The following is a 16,646-nucleotide window of genomic DNA, read 5'->3' on the forward strand; positions in this document are numbered from 1 at the left end:
CGGGGCCGGTTCCGGTTCGGGAGTCGGTTCCGGTTCCGGGCTGGCCGTTGCCTCGGGCTCGGGTGCGGGGGTGGGGGTGGGCGCGGGGGCCGGAGTCGGTTCCGGTTCGGGGTCGGCCGTTGCCTCGGGCTTGGGCGCGGGGGTGGGCTCGGGTGCGGGGGTGGGTTCCGGCTCGGGTTCCGGCTCGGGCTCGGGTGCGGGTGCGGGTGCGGGTGCGGGGGTGGGTTCCGGTCCGGGGTCGGCCGTTGCCTCGGGCTCGGGGGTGGGAGCAGGGGTGGGCTCGGGGGTGGGCTCCGGCTCCGGCTCGGGGGTGGGCTCCGGGGCCGGGGGTGTCGTCGTCGACGTGGGGGTCGGGGCGTCGTCGGGGGACGGGGAGGGCTTCGGGACCGTGTGCTTGTCGAAGGCGGCGGTGACCAGCTCGTGCACGTCACCGGCGGGCGGCTCGGGGGCGTCCTCGGCGGAGGTGCGCGGCTCCGGTACCGCCGGGGCGGCGGGCTCGGGCTTCGGCTCGGGCCGGGACGGGGCCTCGGCCTCCGCGGGAGCCGCGGCCTCCGTGGGGGCCGGCGCCGGGGTCGTAGCCGGTTCCGGTGACGGGGTCGTCTCCTGCGTGGCCTCCTCCGGCTGGGCGGACCGCGCTTTGCGTGAGCGGCCGAACGCGTTCCGCAGGAGAGTGAGAATGCCCATGTGCGCAACCCTTCGCATGAGTTGAAGCCCGTCAATCCCTGGCCAGGACGGACACGTAAGGTTAGCGGCCCCCGCTTCCGCTTCGAGCCACGGTCTGGCACACGGACCGGGTCCGCGTCAAGGGCCGCTTTCGGCCCGTATGCGGACGGCGCTCCGACTGTGATCAACTACCTGACAGTCGCCCTCGGTTCACTCCCTGTTCACCCCGGCGCCCGGCTGCCGCACATATGTGCCCCTACGGTCACGCTGACACCAAGGGCATCCAAGGGGAGAGCAAAGTGCGCAAGCTGCTGCCGTTGATCGGAACACCGTCCGGTTCCCACCCTGGCGGCCGTTCCGCCATGACCTGTCGTTTCCGGTGTGGTGACGCCTGCTTCCACGAGGTGCCCAACACCAGTGACAACGAGTACGTCGGTGATGTCATCGCCGGCGCGCTCAGCCGCCGGTCGATGATGCGGGCCGCCGCCGTGGTCACCGTCGCCGCGGCGGGCGCCGGCGCGGTCACCGTCGGTGCCGCGCCCCAGGCGCAGGCGGCCGCTGCCGCCGGCAAGGGCAAGGGCCACGGAAACGGCCAGGGCAAGCCGGAGGGCGCGCGCGGGCTGCGCTTCACGCCCGTGGCCCCCAACACCGACGACGCCGTCACCGTGCCGGACGGCTACCGGCAGAACGTCGTGATCCGCTGGGGCGAGCCCATCCTGCGCGGCGCCCCCGCCTTCGACCCGGAGAACCAGACCGCGAAGGCCCAGGCGGGTCAGTTCGGCTACAACAACGACTTCCTCGCGCTGCTGCCGCTGGACGAGCGCGGCCGGCAGCTCCTGGTGGCCAACCACGAGTACACCGACGAGGTGCTGATGTTCCGCGGCTACGACGCGGACAACCCGACCCGCGAGCAGGTCGAGATCGCGTGGGCCGCGCACGGTCTGTCCGCGGTGGTCGTGGAGGAGGACCGCAAGACCGGCAAGCTCACGCCCGTCACCCGGCACCAGCTCAACCGCCGCGTCACCGCCACCACCGAGTTCCGGCTGACCGGCCCGGCCGCCGGATCCGACCTGCTGAAGACCTCCGCCGACCGGACGGGCAGGAAGGTGCTGGGCACCCTCAACAACTGCTCCGGCGGCACCACCCCGTGGGGCACCACGCTGCACGGCGAGGAGAACTTCAACCAGTACTTCGCCAACAGCAGCCGCACCACCGACAAGCGGTACGGCATCGGCACCGGCGCCACCGAGCGCAAGTGGGAGCGGTTCGACAAGCGCTTCGACGTCGCCCAGGAACCCAACGAGGTGCACCGCTTCGGCTACGTCGTCGAGCTGGACCCGTACGACCCGGACTCCACGCCCCGCAAGCACACCCTGCTGGGCCGGTTCAAGCACGAGGCCGCGACCGTGCGGCTGACCTCGGACGGGCGTCCGGTCGTGTACACCGGTGACGACGAGCGGTTCGACTACTTCTACAAGTTCGTCGGCAGCAAGCGGATGAAGAAGGGCAGCGGCCGCGCCGTCCGCGAGCACAACCTCTCCCTGCTGGACGAGGGCACCCTGTACGTCGCCAAGCTCACCGGCGACTCCCCGGCGATCGAGATCGACGGCACGGGCAAGCTGCCCGGCGACGGCGAGTTCGACGGCAGCGGCGTGTGGATCCCGCTGGTCACCGCCGACGAGGACGGCGCCGTCTCGCACGTGGAGGGGATGAGCGCCGAGGAGGTGTGCGTCTTCACCCGCCTCGCCGGTGACAAGGTCGGCGCGACCAAGATGGACCGGCCCGAGGACATCGAGCCCTCGCCGAAGACCGGCAAGGTGTACGTCGCCCTCACCAACAACAGCAACCGCGGCGTCGGCTCCTACGCCGCGGCGGACGAGGCCAACCCGCGCAACGCCAACAAGCACGGGCACGTCCTGGAGCTGACCGAGCACCGGGGCCGCGCCGACAGCCTGAAGTTCGGCTGGTCGCTGTTCCTGGTCGCCGGTGACCCGGAGGACTCCGCGACGTACTTCGCGGGCTTCCCCAAGGAGAACGTCAGCCCGATCTCCTGCCCGGACAACGTGGCCTTCGACGACCACGGCAACCTGTGGATCTCCACCGACGGCAACGCGCTGGGCACGCACGACGGCCTCTTCGGCGTGGCGACGGCGGGCGAGCGGCGCGGTGAGCTGAAGCAGTTCCTGACCGTGCCGACCGGCGCCGAGACCTGCGGTCCGCTCATCCAGGACCGGCGCGTGCTGGTCGCCGTGCAGCACCCGGGCGAGGTGGACGGCGCCTCGGTGGAGAACCCGGCCAGCACCTGGCCCGACGGGGCGGGCAAGATCGTGCGCCCGGCGGTCGTGGCGGTGTGGCGCGAGGACGGCTCCGACATCGGCGTCTGAGATTCCGGGATTTCCGGGATCCCTGGGGACTCAGAAGTCGCTGGGGGCTTGGGGCCTTGGGACCTTGAGGGCTTTGAGGCCCTGAGGTCCTGAGGTCTGGGACCAGGGGGCTCTGAGGGGTCGAGAACCCTCAGGGTCCCTGTACCGGGGCGAGGCAACCGGCCCGGGTCAGCCGGCCCGGTGCAGGGTGAGGTCGACGAGCAGGGCCCGGTGGTCGGTGTCGGCCAGGTCGAGGAACCGGGCCTCGCGTGAGGTGAAGTCCTCCGAGACCAGTACGTGGTCGATCTGGACCCCGAAGGTGGGCGCCGTCAGGGCCGGCCAGCTCGCGGTCCGTCCGGAACCGGCCAGCCGGGCCGCGTCGCGCAGACCGGTGTCCAGGAGCGGCCGGAACGCGGCGTGGTCCTGGGAGGCGTTGAAGTCACCGGCCAGGACGGTGGGGGTCTTGGTGTCCCTGGCGACGGCGTCGCGCAGCGCGTCCAGCTCCTCGCGCCACACGTCGGTCCGGCCGGGCAGCGGGGGCATGGGGTGGGCGAGCTGGAGCCGTACGTCGGCGCCGCTGACCTCCGCGACGGCGGCGGGCATGCCCATCGTGCCCTCGACGCCCTCGGCCGTCCGGAGCGGGTAGCGGCTGAGGATGACGGAACCCTCCGGGCCGCCGCCCTCGACGGCCCGGCGGTCCGGGTAGGTCCTGCCCAGCTCCCGGCGGAGCGTCGTGTCGCAGGCCTGGTCGCACTCCTGGACGAACACGATGTCCGGTTCCTCGCGGCGGACGGCGGTGACGAGGGCGTCGGTGGCCTGCCCGAACTCGACGTTCGAGGTCAGTACGCGCAGCTCGGCGAAGGCCGGGCCGATGGGGTCGCCGGTCCTGCCGTAGGGCTGCAGGAACCAGGCCAGCAGGCCGAGCAGCAGCACCCCCCACAGCGCGCCGGACCACCAGTGCGTGCACACGGCGATCACGAGCGCGACGCCGAGGGGTATGAGGAGCCAGGGCAGGAAGGCCAGGAGCTGCGGTACGGGGGTGATGCCGTCGGTGTCGGCGGTCCGGCAGCCGAGGACCACGCTCAGACCGGTGAACAGCAGGACCGCGCAGGTGAGGGCGGCCCGGCGGCCGGCCCGTCTGCGGCGTACGTGCCGGGGGACCGCCCACGCGGCGGCCCTGGTGTCCGTGTTCAAGTCCGGCCTTCCGCTCGGTGGAACAGGTCGTCTTTTTCGGTTTCTCCCTCAAATCCTTCATCAAAGACGGGATGAGCGGTCGGAAAGTTCCCCTGGCGTTCCGGGAGCGGGAACAGCCGGTGTCCGGCGGCGGACGCGGCCGGTGAGCCAGGACACCAGGGCGACGGCCAGACCGAGGGCGACCAGCAGCCAGGCGGCGGTGCGCAGGGTGGCCGTCAGGGCGTCGTAGACGGCTCCGGCGGCCGGGCCGCGCACCGGGCCCGGCAGTTCGGCCAGGGTGAGGCGGCGGCCGACGGCGACGGCCAGGGCGAGCAGCGCGCCGCCCAGGGCGGTGCCGAGCCCGGCGGCGGTGACGGCGAGGCGGCGCCGGGCGGCGACCGCGATGCCGGTGACGGCACAGGCGACGGCGGCCAGCGGGAGCCAGAAGGCGGCGACGTCCAGCGCGCGGTAACCGCGGCGCAGCCGGTCCGCCTCGGCGGCGCCGAGGACGGTGACCGTGGTGGGGCGTACGGGGATGCGGTGCGCGAACGGTACGTGGTCCCGGGCGAGCTGGTGCCTGATCCGGGCGGTGACGGGGGCGAGGTCGACGGTGACGGGGCGGTGGCCGTCGGCGCGGGGCGGCCGGCGCAGGGCGCGGACGACGGCGTCGTGGACGGTCCGGTTGGCGGCGTCCCAGCCCGCGCGGAACGCTTCGGTGCGGGTGAAGGAGCGGGCGGCGTCGTGCACGAACACGCGGGTGGCACGGGAGGTGGCGGCGGGGCCGGTCCGGGGGGACACGCCGTCCCGGATGCCGTCCGCGACGGCCTCCCGGACGCGGGGGTCCGCGGCGAGGGGCGCCATGGCGTCGACGTAGCGGCCGGTGTCGGAGAGGGCGTAGGACGCCCAGGCGGCGAGGGTGCCGCAGGGGGCGAGGAGGCAGCCGAGGGCGATCAGGACGGCCGACAGGATCTGCCGGGGACGGAGAGGGGGAAGGGGACGGGGGCGGAGACGGGGAAGGAGACGTGGGGCCACGGGTCCAGGCAAGACCGCCGGGGTGGGGCGGGCGAGCGGCCTGACTGCATGTGGGGGCATGCGGTGGGCCGGACGAGTGGGTCCGGTGCCGGTGCCGGTGTCGGCGTCAGTGCCGGTGCCGGTGTCGGTGTCGGCGTCGGACGGGGGTGGGGACGGGGGCGGAGGCGGGGGCCGGACGGTCAGGTCGGACGGTGGTCGGTCGCGTTCTCGCGCGTGGAGGAGCGGTAGAACAGCATGAAGAACACGCCCACCGCCACCGCCAGCGAGATGCCCGCGGACTGGAGCAGGCTCCGGCCGGACTGGTCGATCAGGAAGCCCACCGCGCAGCCGGTGAACACGGCCCACGGCAGCGCGTGCCGCTCGCGCCGCAGCCGGGTGGCCACCGCGCGGACGACGGAGTACAGCACCACGAAGACGAGCGCGGTCACCCAGCCGAACAGCAGGTTCCAGCCGGTGATCTCGGTGCCGTGGCGCCGGTTGGCCGCGGCCCACCAGCCGTAGACCAGCCCCAGCAGGACCGGCAGCGCCCACTTCGCCACCCGGTGGGTCCGGGGACCGAAGACATCGGATTCCGGCGCCGGTGCCCGTGTCCCGCGGCCCGGCCTGCCCCTGGTACCGCCGTACGTGGTTCCCGCGTGCGTCATGAGGACGCTCCTCTCTTCGCCGGCCCCCGCCTACCAGGTCACACCCGGTGCCGCGCCCGGGCAACTCAGGATGCGGGTGCCGCGGGCGCGTGTTTCGCTGGGCGGGTGAGCGGTCGCGTCCTGACGGGGCCGGTGAGGTGAGGCCGGTGAGACGGCCGCTGAGCGGTCGGCCGGGACGCGCCGGCCGGCTGTCCGGTGACCCGGGTGCCGTGCGGCGGTCCCGGCCGGCACGGGTGGGCGGCCGCGGGGTCGGCTGGGTCCCGCTGGTGCTGCTGGGCGCCGTCGCTGCGGCCGACGCCAACACCGGCGGGGACTTCCGGATGATCTCCTGGATCGTGCTGGTCCCCGGGATCGCCTCGGCCGTCTGCGGGGTGTGGGGCACCGCCGGTTACGCGGTCCTCGCGGTCGTCACGTACGGCGCCGTGGACAGCGTCTGGCCGCACCGGTACCAGAGCGGGCTGCCCGACTTCATCCTCGTCACCGTCGGCGGGCTGCTGGCCACCCTGGCCTGTGTGCTGCGGGTGCGCGGGGAACGGCGGATGCTGCACATGCGGGACGTCGCCGACACCACCCGCCGCGTGGTGCTGCGCCCGCTGCCGTCCGGCTGGGGCGGCCTCGACCACGCCGCCGTCTACCTCCCCGCCGACGCCGAGGCCCGGGTCGGCGGGGACTTCTACGACATCCAGCCCGGCCCGCACGGCACCCGCGTCCTCGTCGGCGACGTGCAGGGCAAGGGGCTGGACGCGGTGGAGACGGCGGCGGCGCTGCTCGGCGCCTTCCGCGAGGCCGGCTACCACGAGGCGGACCTCGCGACGGTCGCGGACCGGCTGGAGGTGCGCATGGCGCGGCACCGCCGGCACACGGCGGCGGCCCGGGGCCGGTCGGCCGACGGCGACCGGTTCGCCACCGCCGTGCTGGTCGGCTTCCCGCCGGGGGCGCCCGGCGTCGTCGACACCGTCGTCTTCGGCCATGAACCGCCGCTCGCGGTCGGCCCGCGCGGCGTACGGGAGCTGCCCGTCGACGGCGGGCTGCCGCTGGGCCTGGCCGCACTCGGCTCCGGGCCGCCACCGGTGCGCCGGCTGGAGCTGGCCGCCGACGAGACGCTGTTGCTGGTCACGGACGGGGTGACGGAGGCCCGGGACCGGAACGGGCGCTTCTACCGGCACGCCGAGGAGGTCGCCCGGGCCGTCGCCGCCGACGCCCGGGTCACCGCGCCGCACCGGCTGGTGCGCCTCGTGCGCGACGGCACGCTCCGGCACTGCGGCGGGCGGCTGGACGACGACACGACGGTCTTCGCCGTACGCCGCCGGTGCGGGGCCTGAGGGCGCTACCGGTGCCGGGCCGAGGGCGTCACTGGTGCCGGTCCTGAGGGTGCCGCCGGTGCCGGGCCGAGGGCGTCACTGGTGCCGGTCCTGAGGGTGCCGCCGGTGCCGGGCCGAGGGCGTCACCGGTGCCGGGTCCGAGGGCGCCGTCGGCGGTTCGCGCGCCGACGCGGAGCCCCGGGCTCCGGTGCCGGAAGGGGTCACACTTTCCGCCCGGCGCCCCTCTTGGCGGCCACAGCGGTTACGGTGCTGACGTACGTGATCGACAGGGGAGGGGACATGCCCGGAACCGTGCTGCTGCTGGCGGCTTCGCCCGTGGGCAAGGGACGCCTGGTGGACGCGGCCTCGGTGCTCCCCGTCCTCGCGGCCGTGCCGCCCCCGGTGCTGTCCGGCACGGACACCGCCAACGTCATCGAACTGGCCGATCCGCTCGACCCGCAGGCCGTGCTGACCCGGCTGCGGGCCGCCGCGGCGGCACCCGGCCCGCTGACCGTGTACGTCACCGGACAGCTCCAGACCGACCGCCGCCAGCACCTGCCGCACCTGGCGCTGGCCCGCACCACCCCGGCCACCGTCCGCTACACCGCCCTGCCCTGGCACTGGATCAGGGAGGAGCTGCGGCTGCGCCCGACCGGGGCGACGACGCTCCTCCTCGACCTGCACGCCGACCAGGAGACCTGGGAGTGGCTCCAGCGGCACCCGCTGGACTGCGGGCGCAACAACGCCGTCTACGGCCGGGTCGCGCCGCCCTTGTCCCGGCGCGGGACGGGGGTCCCGGCGTACATGCGCGGGGTCGCGACCATCCTGCGCAGCGGGCACCGGCCGCCGTTGCCGCACCTGCACGAGCAGGCGCTGGCCCGCGCCGTCGCCGAGGGCGGGGACGGCCGCGTCCCCGACCTGGTGCTGACGGTGCCCGGACCGGCCCCCGGCGACCCGCACGACGCCGTCACCGCGGCGGTGCAGGCCGGGCGGCACGCCGACGCCGACGCGCTGGCCGCCTCCCACGAGCGGGCCGCCGCCTACACGCACGGGCCGGCCTCCGAGGACGCGCTGCACTGGACCGAGGTCCGGGCCGACCTGGCGATGTTCGCCGGGGACCCGGTGCGCAGCTGCCGCGGCTGGCTGGCGGTGGCGCGGGTCAGGCTCAACGCCGGGCAGGCGGCGGACGCGCCCGCCGTCGAGGCCGCCGTCGACCGGGCCCACCACCAGTGGGGGCAGATCCGCGATCCGCACCAGGCCCGCGAGCTGGGCCAGGTGCTGGCCGAGCTGCGGGGCCGGGTGCCCGGCCGCCGCGCGGGCGCCCTGGACCACGTACGCAAGCAGCTGGACCAGTTGCAGACCCAGGGCTGAACCTCCGTCGGACCCCTCCCCCCTGTCCGTTCCCGGTGCCATGATGGTGCGTTATGGCTGAGGGGGACGAAGTGGCCACACAGGACATCCGGGTACGACTGGACGGCACCGCGACCGAGGGCGACGTCGGTGCCCTGCGCAAGTGGCTGGAGCGGGAGAAGCCACTGGACGAACTGGTCCGCGCCGGGCATCTGAGAATCCACGAACGTCCGCACACGGACGGGTCCGGCGCCCCGATGGGCGTCGGGATGGAGATCGTCGTGGCGGTGACGTCGGGAGCCGCCTCGGTGGTGTTCCGGGAGCTGCTGGACCAGGTCAAGGGGGCCGTGGAGGCCTGGCGGACCAACCGCCGCGAGGTGGAGGACGGTGAACCGCCCGAGGGCCGTGTCGACCCGGTGAACCCCGACGACAGGTAGGCCGGTGGCCGGCTACGACCCGCGCGGGCGGGTGAACCGGGCGCTGCTGGTCGGGGTGTCCGAGTACGACTTCACACAGCCGCCGCACGGCGTGCCCTGCGACCTGCCCGCGGTCAAGCACAACCTCAACCGGCTGCGGGACGCGCTGCAGCGGGGCCGGGTCTTCGGCGAGCGGGAGATCGTGGTGTCCCGGTCGCCGACGCTGGACGACTTCAGCAGGTCGCTGCGCACCGCCGCCCAGGAGGCCGAGGGCGTCCTGCTGCTGTACTTCGCCGGGCACGGGGCGATCCCCAGCGCGGGCGACGAGCTGTTCCTCCAGATGCGCAACGCCAGCGTGGTGGCGGGCGGGCACGCGGTGTTCCCGGGCGCGGAGATGTTCACCACCGTGCTGACGGTGCTCGCGGCCAGTGCGGCCCGGCGGATCGTGATCGTGCTGGACTGCTGTTTCGCGGGCAACGCGGCCTGGCTGTGGGAGACCTTCCGCGACAAGCGGCGGGTCCTGCTGCTGATGAGCGTGCAGGCCAACCACCGTACCGACGCGGGCGCTCCGGACACGCCGACGCCGTTCACCGCCGAGCTGCTGCGGCTGCTGGAGGAGCGGGGCGGCGGGGAGCTGTGGTTCGGGCAGCTCGCCGAGGCGCTGCGCGAGCGGATGGCGGCCGGCGGCCACCGTACGGTGCGGTCGGCGCCGTGGGAGCCGCAGAGCCGGGCCGAGCCGGGGGAGGACGTCCTGCTGTGGGCGCCGTCCGCCGCCCCGGGCGGGCCGCCCGGAGCGGAGAGAGCGCAGCGGCCGGTCGGGGAAGGTGCCGGACCGACGGGGACCGGACTCCGCGAGCCCGGCCCCCGCGGGCCCGGCTCCGGTGGGCCCGGTCCCCGTGGGCCCGGCTCCGGTGGGTCCGGCTCCCGCCGGCCCGGCCCCCGTGAGCCCGGCCCCGGACGCGCAGGCTCGGTGGCCGCCGCCGTCATGGCGGCGGCCTGTGCCGCCGCCGGCGCCGTGACCGGCGCCGTGACCGGTGCGGTGACCGCGCTGTACCTGGCCGGGCGCCGGCGGCCGGCCGTCCTCGCCGTCCTGCTCGCCCTCGCCCTGGCCGCCGCCGGCCTCGGCGCCTACCGGCTCGTCGCACCGTCCGGTGACGGCGTGGCCTGCGCCCCTCCCCCGGAGCTGCGGGTGCTGGCCGACCCCGACCTGGAGCCGACCGTACGCGCCGCCGCCGACGCGTACCTCACCTCGGACGAGAACACCACGGACGACGGCTGCCGCCGCGCCGGCCTCACCGTCTACAGCGCGGGCACCGCCGACGCGGTCACCGCCCTGCGCCGGCAGACCGGTGCCTGGCAGGAGCCCGGCGACGACCCCAACCCGCAGCGCGACGTGGGCCCCCAGCCGGACGTCTGGATACCCGCCTCCCCCGCCGACGTCGCCCGGGTGGCGGCGGGCCGGGACACCGACGCGGTCGCCGCGCTGGAGGAGGACCCGCAGCCGTTCGCGTACTCCCCCGTGGTCCTCGCCGTCCCGCAGGAACTCGCCGCCGAGTCACAGGACGAACGGGTCTCCGTCGCGCTCAACCGCATGATCGACGCCCTGCGCGGCCGTCGCGCGGACGCCGGGGTGCGCCGCCCGGACCCGGAGTTCGCGGACACCGGGCTGCTCGCCACCATCGGCCTGTACGGCACCCACTCCGGCGCCGAGGCCCGGGACGCGGCCGGTGCCGAACGCCGCGTCGCGCAGTCCGGCCCGCCCGCCCCGACCGCCGCCGAGCTGCTGTGCGCGCTGCCCGACGACGACGCCGTGGACGACCGCACCGCCGCCCTGGTCCCCGAGTTCCTGATGCGCAGCGGCGTCGCCTGCGACAGCGCGCGGCGCACCCCGCGGATGGCCCAGTACCCGGGCGACGTACCCGGCCTGGAACCGGTCTTCGTCCGGGTGCGCTGGCGGGGCGCCGACCGCGACGCGCGGCGGCGGGACGCCGCCGCCGACGGCTTCCGCCGGTGGCTGACCCGCACCGGCGGGCGTCAGGTGTTCGCCGAGGCCGGGTTCCGGGCGGCGGACGGGGAGCGGGCGCTGCTGGACGAGGAGGGCCGGGCCGCGGGGGTGCTGGTGGCCCCGTCCCCGCTGATCGAACCGGCCGGGCGGGACGCGATGGAGGCGGCGCTGGAGGCCTACCGGGACGTCGACGGGCCCGGCCGGGTGCTGTTCCTGCTCGACAGTTCCCGTTCGATGCGCGACGTCTGGGACGGGCCCAGCGGCGGCCCCGGCCTGATCGCCCGCTCGCTGGGCGGCCTGGGGGCGCGCGACGAGTACGGGGTGTGGGCGGTGTACGGCACGGGCGACGACCCGTACGACACCCTGCTGCCGACCGGCCCGCACCGCCGACGGGACGCCGAGCGCGCGCTGGACCGGTCCGCCGTCACCCGGTCGGACGACGACGCCGACCCGCACCGGGCGCTGCTCGCCGCCCTGGACCACATGGAGCGGCGCGACGCCGAACGGGAGCGGCCCGGCCTGATCGTGTACGTCACCGACGACGAGGACGCCGACCGGCTCGGCGGCGACCGGCTCGACGCCGTGCTCGACGCGGCCCGCGCGGCCGAGACGCCGGTGACCATGGTCTCCCTGGCGGGCGGCGGCTGCGACCCGGGCCGGCCGGACGCCCGGATCGCCGAGGTGAGCGGCGGACGCTGCCTGGACGCCGGCGACGACCCGGGCGCCGCCCTGCGCGACGAGGTCGCCCGCACCGGAACGGGGGAGGAGGAGTGATGCCCCGCCGCCCGCTCGGCCTGCTGCTGGCCGCGGCACTGCTCGCGTCCGCCGCCTGCACCGGCGGCGGCGACGGCACCGGACCGGCCCCCTCCGAGGACGTGCCCGGCGACATCGTGGTCGCCAGCGGCCGGGACGTCACCGGGCAGAACGGGGTGCGGCGGCGGCTGATCGACGCCTGGAACGAGCGGCAGGAGAAGGCGGGCGGCGCCTTCCGGGCCCGCCTGGTGGAGCTGCCCGGCAGCGCCGACGAGCAGCGCGGCCAGCTGCTCGGCGCCCTCCAGTCCGGCAGCGCCGCCTACGACGTGGTCAACCTGGACGTGACCTGGGTGCCGGAGTTCGCCGCCGCGGACCTGGTCCGCCCGCTGCCCCGGGCGCTGGTCGACGACGACGTCATCGACTCCGTCGCCGGCACCGCGCGCTGGGACGGGGAGGTGTACGCGGTGCCGTTCAACAGCGACGTCGGCCTCCTCTACTACCGGCGCGACCATCTCGCGCGGGCCGGCCTGGAGCGGACGGAGCTGGCCGAGACGACCGACTGGCGGCGGCTGGAGACGCTGATCGACGTCCTGGACGAGCGGGACGTCCCCGGCTACGAGAAGGGCTGGACGACCCAGCTCGCCGCCTACGAGGGCCGCACCGTCAACGCCGTGGAGGCGTTCGCCGCGGTGCCGGGCGGCGTGCCGCTCACCGACGGCGAGGGCCACTACACGGCGACCGTGGAGGAGCTGACCCGGGGCATCGCCGAGCTGCGCCGCCGCACGGCCACGCCGTACACCCTCGCCGACGCCGCGCAGTCCGACGAGGCGGCCTCCCTCGCCGACTTCGCGGACGGCCGCACCGCCTTCCTGCGGCACTGGCCGTGGGTGTACCGCACCCTGCACCAGAGCTTCTCGGCCGGTCAGCTGGGGGTGACGGCGCTGCCGGGCCGGGCGGTGCTCGGCGGCCAGAACCTGGCGGTGACGGCCGCCTCCCGCCGGGCGGGCAAGGCGGCCGAGCTGATCGAGTTCCTCACCGGCAAGGAGAGCGAACGCTGTCTGCTGGACGCGGGGTTCGCGGCGACGCGGGTCTCGGCGTACACCGACGACCACGTGCGGTGCCCGGTGGACTCCGCCGGGACGCCGTCGGCCGCCCCGAGCGGGGAACGGCCCGACCGGATGCCCCGGGACGCCGCCGACCGGCCCGCCTACGCCCGCGAGATCCTGCTCCCCGCGCTGCGGCGGGCGGTGCAGCGACCGCGGACCCCGCTGTACGGGGCGTTCACCCAGACCTTCACCGCGCGGCTCGGGCCGCTGTTCGGCACCGATCCGCCGGACGACGCGACGCTGGCCAAGCGGCTGGACGCGGCGCTGCGGCGGGCGCTGCCGGAGTAGCCGGGGCGGTGCGCGGCGGCGTGAGGTGTGCTGCCGGAGCAGCCGGGGCGGTGCGCGGCGGTGTCAGGTGTGCTGCCCGTCGAGGCGCGGGGCGGCGGGGCGGGGGGTGGCCGGCGGTTCGTCCGCCGGGTCCGCCGGGCCCGTGTTGGCGGCCAGCAGCAGACAGGCGGTTGCGGCGACGGCGGCGGCGACGGCACGGACGTAGCGCTCGGCGGTGCGGAGGCGTTCGAGCACGGTGACCTCGCAACAGCGGTCCACGGGAAGCGGGCGGGGGCGGTACGGCGATGTACGGCAATGGGTTAAACACGCTTAACTCTCGGTTTAACCTAGGGCCGGGGATGCCGAACGGCAAGGGGCACGGGGGGAGTCGGCGGTGGAGGACCGGGACGATCCGGCGGTCATCGGGCGCCGGGTGCAGCGGCTGCGGACCGAGCGTGGCCTGACCCAGCGGCAGCTGGCCGAACCGGCCTACACCCCCGCCTACGTCTCCACCCTGGAGGCCGGCCGGGTCCGCCCCTCCGACGAGGCGCTGCGGCACATCGCCGAACGGCTCGGCGTCGCCTTCGAGGAGCTGGTCACCGGCCGCCCGCCGCACCTCGCCACCGACCTGCGCCTCAGACTCACCGGCGCCCAGCGCACCCTGGCCGCCGGCGCCACCGAGGCGGCGGCCGAGAACTACGCCGGGCTGCTCACCGAGGCCGAGGCGCACGGGCTGGCCGACATCGAGGCCGCCGCGCTGCTCGGGCTCGGGGAGTGCGCGGTGGAGCAGGGGGAGCTGACCCGCGGCCGGGAGTACTTCGAACGGGCCGAACGCCGCCTGACCGACACCGGCGCCCCGCTGCCCGCCCGGGTCCCGGCCCTGCGCGGGCGGGCGCTGGCCCACTACCTCGCCGGAGAGCTGCGCTACGCCGTCTACCTCCTCGAATCCACCCTCGACGAACTGAACCGCGCCGGCCTGCACGACCCCGACGCCCTGCTCCTCCTGTACGCCAGCGCCATCGGCCCGTACATGGACATGGGCGCGCACGCCCGCGCCGCGCAGGCCGCCGAGCTGGCCCTCGCGCTGGCCCCGCGGGCCGGCGACCCGGCGCTGGTCGCCCGGATGCACCGGTCCGTCGCCCGCACCCTGGTCGCCGAGGGCCGCCTCGCCGAGGCCGACGCCTCCCTCGCCAAGGCCGCCGAGCTGTACCGCACGCTCCAGCTCCGCACCGAACTGGCCAACTGCCACTGGATGCGCGGCTACGTCTACGCGCAGGACGGCCGCCTGGAGGACGCCGAGGCCGAGCTGCGGCAGGCGCTGGACATGCTCTCCGCCCAGCGCGCCGCCCTCTACACCAGCCAGGCCGCCGTCGAACTGGCCGACGTACTGCGCCGGCGCGGCAGGTCCGAGGAGGCCGCGGCCCTGCTGCGCACCGTGCTGGACGACCTGACCTCCGAGCGCGGCGCCGTGCACGCGGCCGGCGCGCACCGGCTGCTCGGCATCATGGCCGAGGAGGCCCGGGACACCGAGGCCGCCGAGGAGCACTACGTGCGCGCGCTCAGCCTGCTGGAGCGGGCGGGCGCCGCCGGGGACCTGGCCGACCTGTGCCGGCTGCTGGGCGACCTGCTGCGCCGCACCGGCCGTACGGAGGCCGCCCTGGACGCGTACCGCACGGGCCTGGGCCACCGTACGGCCCCGGGGACGACCACCCTGGGCCCGGCGCCCGCACAGCCTGCTCTGTGAGACGTGCGAGCCGCCGCACAGGGGGGTCGGTTAGGTTGCGCGGATGGAGAACCGGTTCCGGGATCGGCGGACGGCGGCCGACGCCCTGCGGCTCGTGCTGCGCGCGCTGCTGTACGCCGTCGTCGGCGGCACCGCGCTGATCGCGGTCGTCACCGTCGTCTCGGTGCTCGGCCCGGTCGTCGCCCTCGACCTGTACACCCCGGCGGTGGCGGCCTGGTGGACGGTGTTCACCGCCGTCGTCGTCCAGGGCGTGCCGTTCCTGCTGCTCGGCACGGTGGTGTCGGCGGCGATCGGCGCGTTCGTGCCCGACCGGGTGTTCAAGCGGCTGCTGCCGCGCCACCCGGCGCTCGCGGTGCCGGTCGCGGGCGCGGCGGGCGTGGTGCTGCCGGGGTGCGAGTGCGCCTCGGTGCCGGTGGCCGGGTCCCTGATGCGGCGCGGGGTCGCCCCGGCCGCGGCCCTCGCGTTCCTGCTCTCGGCCCCCGCGATCAACCCGGTCGTGCTGGTGGCGACGTCGATCGCCTTCCCCGGGCAGCCGTCGATGGTGGCGGCGCGGCTGCTGGCCTCCCTCGCGGCGGCGGTGGTGATGGGCTGGCTGTGGGCGCGCTTCGGCAAGGACGAGTGGCTGCGGCTGCCCAAGCGGCCGGCGGGGACCGGATCGTCGTACGGCCTCGGCGGCTTCCTGGCCGGGCTGCGGCACGACTTCCTGCACGCGGGCGGCTTCCTGGTGGTGGGCGCGGGGGCGGCGGCCACCTTCAACATCGCGGTGCCCCGGTCCGTGCTGGACGTCTTCACCGGCTCGGCCTGGCTGTCGGTGCTGCTGCTGGCGGTGCTCGCCGTGGTGCTGTGCGTGTGCAGTGAGGCGGACGCGTTCGTGGCGGCCTCGCTGAGCGGGTTCTCGCCGACGGCGCGGCTGGCGTTCATGGTGGTCGGCCCGATGGTGGACCTGAAGCTGATCGCGCTCCAGACGGGCACCTTCGGACGGGCGTTCGCGGTGCGGTTCGCGTCGGTGACGTGGGTGGTGGCGGTGGCGAGCAGCGTACTGGTGGGGTGGTGGCTGCTGTGAGGCGGTACGGACCGGCGGCCTTGCTGGCGCTGACCGGCGCGGCGGTGCTGCGGATCTCGCTCTTCTCGGAGCTGTACCTGCGGTACGTGCAGGAGGGGCTGCGGCCCTTTCTGATCCTGTCCGGGGCGGTACTGGTGCTGCTGGCGGCGGTCTCGGTGTGCGCGCGACGCCCACGGGAGGAGGCGCACGACGACGACGGCCACAGCCGCGACGACGACCACGGCCACGGCCACGGCGCGGCCGGCCCCCGCGTCGCCTGGCTGCTCACCCTGCCGGCCCTCGCCCTCCTCCTCTTCCCGCCGCCTGCCCTCGGCACCTACAGCGCCGAACGCGAGGCCGCCCAGCGCGCCGCCCAGGGCGTGGGGACCTTCCCGGCCCTGCCGTCCGGGGACCCGGTGGAGCTGACCCTCGCCGAGTTCTCCTCCCGCGCGATCTACGACAGCGAACGCTCGCTGAAGGGCCGTACCGTCCGGCTGACCGGCTTCGTCACCCGCGACGACGACGGCACCTGGTACGTCACCCGGCTCGCGGTCACCTGCTGCGCCGCCGACGCCACGACCAGCAAGGCCGAGGTCCGCGGCGACGCGGCGGCCGACGCCCCGGACGACGGCGCCTGGGTCACGGTCACCGGCACCTGGCACCCCGAGGGAGCGCTCGGCACGCAGGCGGCCTGGCCGCCGGTGGTGGACGCGGAGCGGGTGCGGCGGGTGGCGCAGCCGGCGAATCCGTACGAGCGGACGTAGGCCCTCGCCGGACGCGGGTGCTC

General features: G+C 75.7%; 13 protein-coding genes and 1 pseudogene. 9 read left to right on the plus strand and 5 right to left on the minus strand.

Features of this window, described 5'->3' with window-relative positions; all coding sequences use genetic code 11:
* Positions 1-684, minus strand: a pseudogene (locus ACY1JF_RS27695) (VWA domain-containing protein); the annotation flags it as partial.
* A 278-nt stretch (positions 685-962) separates the two neighbouring features.
* On the opposite strand from ACY1JF_RS27695, the gene ACY1JF_RS27700 reads away from it, so the two are divergent.
* Entirely contained in the window at positions 963-3,047 is a 2,085-nt protein-coding gene (locus tag ACY1JF_RS27700; protein WP_462708000.1) for a PhoX family protein, read from the plus strand.
* A gap of 168 nt (positions 3,048-3,215) precedes the next feature.
* Here the strand turns inward: ACY1JF_RS27700 and ACY1JF_RS27705 are convergent, their stop codons facing one another.
* The 3 genes from ACY1JF_RS27705 to ACY1JF_RS27715 all read right to left on the minus strand — a co-directional run bounded on the left by ACY1JF_RS27705 (position 3,216) and on the right by ACY1JF_RS27715 (position 5,875).
* Entirely contained in the window at positions 3,216-4,220 is a 1,005-nt protein-coding gene (locus ACY1JF_RS27705) for an endonuclease/exonuclease/phosphatase family protein (RefSeq protein ID WP_462708001.1), read from the minus strand.
* 60 nt (positions 4,221-4,280) lie between these two features.
* Positions 4,281-5,231 carry a hypothetical protein gene (locus ACY1JF_RS27710; protein ID WP_462708002.1) on the minus strand — a complete coding sequence of 317 codons (951 nt, stop codon included), beginning with the start codon at positions 5,229-5,231 and terminating at the stop codon, positions 4,281-4,283.
* Positions 5,232-5,410: 179 nt separating this feature from the next.
* Entirely contained in the window at positions 5,411-5,875 is a 465-nt protein-coding gene (locus ACY1JF_RS27715) for a hypothetical protein (RefSeq protein WP_462708003.1), read from the minus strand.
* Between the two features lie 146 nt (positions 5,876-6,021).
* Between ACY1JF_RS27715 and ACY1JF_RS27720 the strand changes: the two genes are divergently transcribed.
* From ACY1JF_RS27720 to ACY1JF_RS27740, 5 genes are all read left to right on the plus strand, one after another.
* The gene (locus tag ACY1JF_RS27720) at positions 6,022-7,197 is read left to right on the plus strand and encodes a PP2C family protein-serine/threonine phosphatase (protein WP_462708004.1); all 1,176 of its coding nucleotides are present in this window, start codon (positions 6,022-6,024) and stop codon (positions 7,195-7,197) included.
* Positions 7,198-7,476: 279 nt separating this feature from the next.
* Positions 7,477-8,547, plus strand: coding sequence for a hypothetical protein (locus ACY1JF_RS27725; protein ID WP_462708005.1), 1,071 nt, complete (start codon positions 7,477-7,479; stop codon positions 8,545-8,547).
* A 53-nt stretch (positions 8,548-8,600) separates the two neighbouring features.
* A complete protein-coding gene (locus ACY1JF_RS27730; RefSeq protein WP_462708006.1) occupies positions 8,601-8,963 on the plus strand; it encodes a hypothetical protein in 363 nt (120 codons plus the stop codon).
* A 4-nt stretch (positions 8,964-8,967) separates the two neighbouring features.
* Complete coding sequence (locus ACY1JF_RS27735) at positions 8,968-11,721, plus strand: caspase family protein (RefSeq protein ID WP_462708007.1); 2,754 nt, start codon at positions 8,968-8,970, stop codon at positions 11,719-11,721.
* On the plus strand, positions 11,721-13,094 hold the full coding sequence (locus ACY1JF_RS27740) for an extracellular solute-binding protein (protein ID WP_462708008.1): 1,374 nt from the start codon (positions 11,721-11,723) through the stop codon (positions 13,092-13,094). The genes ACY1JF_RS27735 and ACY1JF_RS27740 overlap by 1 nt, the downstream gene beginning before the upstream one ends.
* Positions 13,095-13,157: 63 nt before the next feature.
* Here ACY1JF_RS27740 and ACY1JF_RS27745 read toward each other — a convergent pair whose 3' ends face one another.
* Positions 13,158-13,328, minus strand: a complete 171-nt coding sequence (locus tag ACY1JF_RS27745) for a hypothetical protein (RefSeq protein WP_462708009.1) — start codon at positions 13,326-13,328, stop codon at positions 13,158-13,160.
* Positions 13,329-13,467: 139 nt separating this feature from the next.
* Between ACY1JF_RS27745 and ACY1JF_RS27750 the strand changes: the two genes are divergently transcribed.
* The 3 genes from ACY1JF_RS27750 to ACY1JF_RS27760 are packed head-to-tail and all read left to right on the plus strand — an operon-like array spanning position 13,468 to position 16,623.
* Complete coding sequence (locus ACY1JF_RS27750) at positions 13,468-14,817, plus strand: helix-turn-helix domain-containing protein (RefSeq protein ID WP_462708010.1); 1,350 nt, start codon at positions 13,468-13,470, stop codon at positions 14,815-14,817.
* A 43-nt stretch (positions 14,818-14,860) separates the two neighbouring features.
* Positions 14,861-15,880 (plus strand): permease, encoded by a 1,020-nt coding sequence (locus tag ACY1JF_RS27755; RefSeq protein ID WP_462708011.1) that lies wholly within the window; start codon positions 14,861-14,863, stop codon positions 15,878-15,880.
* Entirely contained in the window at positions 15,877-16,623 is a 747-nt protein-coding gene (locus ACY1JF_RS27760; protein WP_462708057.1) for a TIGR03943 family putative permease subunit, read from the plus strand. The genes ACY1JF_RS27755 and ACY1JF_RS27760 overlap by 4 nt, the downstream gene beginning before the upstream one ends.
* Positions 16,624-16,646: the final 23 nt, after the last annotated feature.

The sequence above is a fragment of the Streptomyces sp. SYSU D01066-1 genome (assembly GCF_054956795.1).